The organism is Pseudomonas edaphica (genome assembly GCF_005863185.1).
In the GTDB taxonomy this organism is placed as follows: Bacteria; Pseudomonadota; Gammaproteobacteria; order Pseudomonadales; family Pseudomonadaceae; genus Aquipseudomonas; species Aquipseudomonas edaphica.
This window is the reverse complement of record NZ_VBVZ01000360.1, coordinates 1-6,434: the sequence shown is the minus strand read 5'-3', so window position 1 is coordinate 6,434 and position 6,434 is coordinate 1. Positions and strand designations below refer to the sequence as shown.

At 59.3% G+C, this 6,434-nt stretch carries 5 protein-coding genes and 1 pseudogene; 3 read left to right on the top strand and 3 right to left on the bottom strand.

Going from position 1 to position 6,434, the window contains the following annotated elements; translation table 11 throughout:
• Positions 1-48 precede the first annotated feature (48 nt).
• Together FEM54_RS21435 and FEM54_RS21430 are read left to right on the top strand one after the other, a co-directional pair.
• Positions 49-1,026: a FecR family protein gene (locus FEM54_RS21435; protein ID WP_138452886.1), complete on the top strand. Its 978-nt coding sequence runs from the start codon at positions 49-51 to the stop codon at positions 1,024-1,026.
• 275 nt (positions 1,027-1,301) lie between these two features.
• A pseudogene (locus FEM54_RS21430) lies at positions 1,302-3,534 on the top strand (TonB-dependent receptor).
• 178 nt (positions 3,535-3,712) lie between these two features.
• On the opposite strand, the gene FEM54_RS21420 reads toward FEM54_RS21430, so the two are convergent.
• Positions 3,713-4,063, bottom strand: coding sequence for a glutaredoxin family protein (locus tag FEM54_RS21420; RefSeq protein WP_099548478.1), 351 nt, complete (start codon positions 4,061-4,063; stop codon positions 3,713-3,715).
• Positions 4,063-5,067, bottom strand: a complete 1,005-nt coding sequence (gene yejK / locus FEM54_RS21415) for a nucleoid-associated protein YejK (protein WP_003171997.1) — start codon at positions 5,065-5,067, stop codon at positions 4,063-4,065. The genes FEM54_RS21420 and yejK overlap by 1 nt, the downstream gene beginning before the upstream one ends.
• Positions 5,068-5,463: 396 nt before the next feature.
• Between yejK and FEM54_RS21410 the strand changes: the two genes are divergently transcribed.
• Positions 5,464-5,745 carry an HU family DNA-binding protein gene (locus FEM54_RS21410; protein WP_003188840.1) on the top strand — a complete coding sequence of 94 codons (282 nt, stop codon included), beginning with the start codon at positions 5,464-5,466 and terminating at the stop codon, positions 5,743-5,745.
• Positions 5,746-5,856: 111 nt separating this feature from the next.
• Here the strand turns inward: FEM54_RS21410 and FEM54_RS21405 are convergent.
• Positions 5,857-6,434: RlmF-related methyltransferase (locus FEM54_RS21405; protein ID WP_138452884.1), on the bottom strand; the 578-nt coding region annotated here is incomplete at its 5' end.

Genomic DNA, 6,434 nt, shown 5'->3' with positions numbered 1-6,434 from the left:
GGCCAGCCTTCGCGAACCATCGCCCCCACGCACGCCAGGGAAAGCACCGTGAACGTCACCCCCACGCCCGCCCAGGAGCAGGCCGCACTTGACTGGCTGAGCCTGTTACACGACCAGCCCAGCAGTGGCGACCAGGCCACCTTCAGCCGCTGGTTGCGGGCCGATCCTGCCCACGTCGAGGCTTATTCCCAGGCCCAGGTGCTGTGGGAGTTAAGCGAAGTACCGGCGCGCACACTGGCGGGCGAAGACGCCCTGGCCTTGCAGGGTTACCTCAACGCGATGAACACCTCGAAACGTTCGCGCGGCGTTCGCTGGTCCGGCGCCTTGGCCATGGCCGCGTGCCTGCTGGTGATGGTGTCGATGGGCGCCGGGTGGCAGCCGTCGCGTTGGGTTGATGACTTCGGCGCCGATTACGTGACCGCACCGGGGGAAGTGAAAACCGTGACCCTGGCCGACCAGTCCCAAGTGACCCTGGATGCCGACAGCGCCATCGCCGTGGATTTCAGTCACGGTGAGCGGCATATCCAGCTGCGTCGCGGTGCCGGTTTTTTTAGCGTGACCCACACCGGCCAGTCCTTTGTGGTCGAGGCCGGCAGCGGTGAAGCGCGGGTGTTGGGCACACAGTTCGAAGTGCGCCTGCAACCGGCGGGCGCGCAAGTGACGGTGTTGTCCGGTCGGGTTGGCGTGACGCCATCCAGGCAAGGCCAACAGCAAATTCTGACCGCAGGCCAGCAAGTGGCTTACGCCGACGGTGTGGCCGAATCGATGCACGCGGTCGACAGTGAATCCCGCCTGGCCTGGCGTGACGGTTGGCTCAATTACTACAAAGCGCCGTTGGCTGACGTGGTCAAGGACCTGAGTCGTTACTATCCGGGGCGCATTCTGTTGCTGAACGACGAGATGGGCGCCAAGCGTGTCAGTGGCAGCTTTCCGAGCAAGGACCCAGTGGCGGTTTTAAATGCCCTGCAGGCGGTGCTGGGTTTTGAACAGCACACACTATTAGGCCGAATGATTGTGTTGCGTTAGACACGAACGGTTTGCTGGCCACCTTCTTATACAACTGTTTCCCTCGCGATCATTTCCTGCCGGCAGTTACAGGCCAGGTATCACGCTGCCTGTAGATCCTTCACTTAACCTTCATCGCAATTGCCAAAACCTGTCACCAAACCGTTACACGCGCCAAGGATGATCCTCGGATTCCTGAGCAGATGGTCAGGAAGGCTGGCGTCGCCGTTCACCCGGTTCTGACAGCCAGTACCGCCCTCCATAACAACAGATAGATGCACGTAAGGGATCTACTTGTGAAGATCAACACACTCTCTGCCCTGCTGTTTGCATCGGGCCTAGGTAGCTTTGCGCCATTGGTTTTGGCAGACACCACGCAGGACGTTGGCTCGGTGGACATCGCCGGTAAACAGACCCTGGGCAACGGCCATATGATCCGCGAAGAAAGTGCCAAGGCGCGGTCGACGGTGACCAAGGAAGCCATGGACCAGATGTCGTCGACTGCCAACGCCATCGATAAGCTCAAATACACGCCGGGCATCAACGTTTCCAGTGATGACGCCAGTGGCACCAGCGGCACCAACTTCACCATGCGCGGCATGAACTCCGACCAGATCGGGGTTTCCGTCGACGGTGTGCCGATCAACGATTCGGGCAACTACCTCCAACCAATTGGGCGACCCGGAAAACCTTGCGGAAGTATTCGCGACACAGGGTTCTTCGGAAGCTGACGGCCCGCACATCGGTTCCAGTGGCGGCAACATCGGCATGATCACCATCCGGCCGACTAAAGAGGCCGGGGTGTTTGCCAAGCAGATCGTCGGCGCCAACGACTTGCGCAAGACGTTCGTGCGGGTCAATACCGGTGATTTCGGCGGCCTCAAGACTTGGGTCTCGGCGTCGCACCTGGAAGGCGACAAGTGGCGTGGCAAAGGCACCCTGCGCAGCGACAAGGTCGAGTGGAGCAGCCTGTTCGAAGACGGCAGCGGCAACTCCACACTGGCCACGATCAAGTACAACAACCAGGAAAACTACAACTACAACTCCTTGAGCAAGTCGCAGTTCGACACGGATGGGCGGCGCAAGGACTACTCGGAAACCCCGGTGTACAAATCCGGTTTACTGTCGTCTTCCTACAAGCTCAATCGCAACCCTTTCGAAAGCGTGAATGCCACGCTCACCCAGCGCTGGCAGTTGCAGGACAACCTGGCGCTGACGGTCACGCCCTATTACTACTGGGCCAACGGTGGCAGTTTCAGCGGCCAGACCGCATCGAACCTGGGGCCGAAGTCCGACAAGGCTGGCAACTACGACCTGAGCAACCTCAAATCGCTCAACTACTACCGCCCTTCGTGGACCGAAACCTGGCGCCCAGGCGTTACCGCCAAAATGAAATGGGACATCAACGAAGAACACAGCCTGGACTACGGCTACTGGTATGAGCGCGCACGCCAGCGCCAGAGCCAGCCGTTTATCGGCATCAACGGCGAAGGCGCACCCGATGACGTGTGGGGCGACTACAACGGCGGCGGCCAAGTAGTCGACAAGAACGGCGCGACGGTACAAGGCCGTCATTACTACACCGTCACGCCGGCGCAGAAGCTCTGGGTGCAGGACAGCTGGCAAGCCACGCCAGACCTGAGTTTTGTCGGCGGCGTGGCCTATCAGTACGTCGAGCGTGACGGCAACAACCTGGGCAGCCTCTACGACAAACCGGAAAAGCGTAACACCCGTTACCACCAGTTCCTGCCGAACTTCAGCGCCAAGTACCAGATCGACGAGAGCAACCAGGCGTTCTACAACGTCACCCGCAACATGCGCACACCGCCGAACTACGTGCTGTACAACAAAGGCGATTCGGTAAGCCTCAAGCCTGAGTTGAGCTGGAACCAGGAACTGGGCTGGCGCTTCACCGAAGACGATGTGGCGCTGAGCGCGACGCTGTTCTACATCAGCTTCAAGGACCGCCAGTTGTCGACCACCGACCTCAACGGCGACTACGCGGTAATCAACGTCGGCAAAGTCGACAACAAAGGCCTGGAGCTGGAGTGGAGCGGGCTGTTGCCGCATCACTTCAACTACTACGCGTCCTACACCTACACCCAGTCTGAACAGAAAGACAATCTGCTCAGCAAGAACGTGTTGTTGCCCACCGCCGGCAAGCAGCTGGCCAACGTGCCGGAAAACATGTTCAACCTGGTGTTTGGCTACGACGACTCGCGCTTCTACGGCAACGTTGCCGGCAAATACGTCGGCAGTTTCTACGGCGATTTGACCAACGACGAAAAAATCTCCGGGCGTACCGTGGTCGACCTCAACGCGGGTATCTATTTGCCGGTGGACAAGAAAGTCATCAAATCCGCGACCCTGCGGCTGTCGATGCTTAACGTCTTCGACAAGGAATACCTGAGCTCGGCGCGTACCGTGTCGTTTAACTCGGCGCCGGTAAGCGGCCTGGCGCCGAGTACGGCGTATTACAACGTCGGTGAAGAGCGTACGGCGATGGTGTCGCTGGAAGCCAACTTCTAAAGACGCTGCAGAACTGAATGTGGGAGCTCGCTTATGTGGGAGCTGGCTTGCCTGCGTTGCAGGCAACTCGGTCTGTCAGTTACTGCGCGCTGATGCTATCGCAGGCAAGCCAGCTCCCACAAAAGCCAGCTCTCCTACAAACCAGCTCCCACACAAGCGAGATGCTGCAACGGTGGGGTTATTTCAAGGCAGCCATGATCGCATCCGGGTTGTAGTCGCGAATGAGCGTGCCATTGACCTCCACAAACGGAATCCCGCCGCCGCCCAGCGCCTCATACGCCTTGCGCGCCTGGGCGTCCTTCTCGATATCGAACGCCTGGTACGGCACACCTTTCTGATCCAGAAAGCGCCGGATCTGCTTGCAGTAGCCGCACCACTCGGTGGAGTAGAGCACCACGCGCGCTGAGGCGCGTACCTGCTCCGAAACCACCTGCGAGGGGTTGAACAGCCGCTCGATCTTGCCCCAGTGCTGAATCACCACCACCACCAGCAACACCAACAGGACTTTCTTGAGTACCCCGCCCAGCATCAGTTACGGCGCTTGAGCTGGTCGGTCAGTTGGGTCGGCAGGCCCTTGATGATCAAGGTGCCGGCGGCTTCGTCGTATTCGATCTTGTCACCCAGCAGGTGCGCCTCAAAGCTGATGGACAAGCCTTCGGCGCGGCCGGTGAAGCGGCGGAACTGGTTGAGCGTGCGCTTGTCGGCCGGAATTTCCGGCGACAGGCCGTAGTCCTTGTTGCGGATATGGTCGTAGAACGCTTTTGGCCGATCTTCATCGATCAAGCCCGACAGCTCTTCCAGGCCCATCGGCTCGCCGAGCTTGGCCTGGCTGCTGGCGTAGTCCACCAGGGTTTTGGTCTTTTCGCGGGCGGATTCGTCCGGCAGGTCTTCGCTTTCAACAAAGTCGCTGAAGGCCTTGAGCAGGGTGCGGGTCTCGCCCGGGCCGTCGACGCCCTCCTGGCAGCCGATAAAGTCGCGGAAGTACTCCGAAACCTTCTTGCCGTTCTTGCCTTTGATAAACGAAATGTACTGTTTGGACTGCTTGTTGTTCTGCCACTCGGAGACGTTGATGCGCGCCGCCAGGTGCAGTTGGCCAAGGTCCAGGTGCCGCGACGGGGTCACGTCCAGCTCATCGGTCACTGCCACGCCTTCGCTGTGGTGCAGCAGGGCGATGGCCAGGTAATCGGTCATGCCTTGTTGATAGTGGGCAAACAGCACGTGGCCGCCGGTGGAGAGGTTGGATTCCTCCATCAGCTTTTGCAGGTGCTCAACCGCCGTGCGGCTGAAGGTGGTGAAATCCTGGCCACCGTCGAAATACTCCTTCAACCAGCCGCTGAACGGGTGCGCGCCGGATTCGGCATGGAAGAAACCCCAGGCCTTGCCTTGTTTGGCGTTGTAGCTCTCGTTGAGGTCGGCCAGCATGTTCTCGATGGCGGCCGATTCGGACAACTCAGAATCGCGGGCATGCAGAACTGCAGGTGTGCCGTCGGGTTTTTTGTCGATCAAGTGAACAATGCAATGACGGATCGGCATAGGCTTCTCGGCTGGTTGAAGGGGAGCGGTGGGCCTCCCCCAAAAGTCGCCCAGTGTACCGCACCCATTGGCCAAGACGCGCCTGGAAGGCGGTTTTGGACGACCTCCGACGGCCCATATGCCTTTTTTTCACGGTTTAGAGCGATAAAGCTGACCAAATGGGTATGTTGAGGCGGATATTTCCCCGTCTCTGTGCTAGTTTTGCCCCGTCTTACGCCAAGTCTCGGCGTTAAGCGTGCATTCAGCATCTGTCAGGTCGAACCAATCCCCGTTTCAAGCATCTATAACCCCGATCTCCGTGGTTATGGCCGGGGGTGCCAGGCCATGACGGTCGGGCTCGACGGCTGACACTGCACTCTGCAATCCATATGAATTTGATAGGGAAGGAACACCACAATGGCTATTACTAAAGACCAACTGATCGCTGACCTGGCTGAAGCAGTAGACGCACCGAAAACTACCGTGCGCGCTCTGCTGGACCAACTGAGCCAAGTTGTTGCTGATCAGCTGGAAAACGGCGGCGAAATCACTCTGCCAGGCGTTGGCAAACTGAAAGTGACCGAGCGTCCAGCCCGTACTGGCCGTAACCCTTCGACTGGCGCTGCCATCGAAATCGCTGCCAAGAAAGTTATCAAGCTGGTTGTGGCCAAAGGCCTGACCGACGCTGTTAACAAGTAAGACGCAGCAAAAAAAACCGTGCCTCGGAGCGATCCGGGCACGGTTTTTTGTTGCCTGCGATTTGTGATGTGCTTTGTGTGGCGAGGGAGCTTGCTCCCTCGCCACAGTGATTCAGTCGCGAACCCAGCGCTGGCGCCAGATCTGCTGCTCGTTCTTGGTCTGGAAGGTCCAGGCCACAAAACGGCTTTGCTTCTGCCCCTGGGACATCTCCACCACCTGGCTTTCCAGCACGCCGGCTTTTTTCAGGGCTGTCTCGATCGCGGGCAAGTTCGACGCTTTTGACACCAGCGTGCTGAACCACAGCACCTTGTGGGCAAAATGCGCGCTCTCGGCGATCAGCTGCGTCACAAAACGCGCTTCGCCGCCTTCACACCACAGCTCCGCCGATTGACCGCCGAAGTTCAGCACCGGCAGCTTGCGCTTGGGGTCGGCCTTGCCCAGGGCGCGCCATTTGCGCTCGCTGCCCTTGGTGGCTTCGTCCATGGACGCGTGGAAGGGCGGGTTGCACATGGTCAGGTCAAAGCGCTCACCCGGCTCCAGCAAGCCCAGCAGGATCTGCTTGGGGTTGGGTTGCTGGCGCAACTGGATGACCTTGCTCAGGTCATTGGACTGCACGATGGCCTTGGCGGCGGCCACAGCGATTGGGTCGACCTCGGAGCCGAGGAAATTCCAGCGGTACTCCATATAGC

Coding starts and splice junctions, on each gene's coding strand:
- FEM54_RS21420 (WP_099548478.1), bottom strand. CDS start 4,063: ATGCTGGGCGGGGTACTCAAGAAAGTCCTGTTGGTGTTGCTGGTGGTG.
- yejK (WP_003171997.1), bottom strand. CDS start 5,067: ATGCCGATCCGTCATTGCATTGTTCACTTGATCGACAAAAAACCCGAC.
- FEM54_RS21410 (WP_003188840.1), top strand. CDS start 5,464: ATGGCTATTACTAAAGACCAACTGATCGCTGACCTGGCTGAAGCAGTA.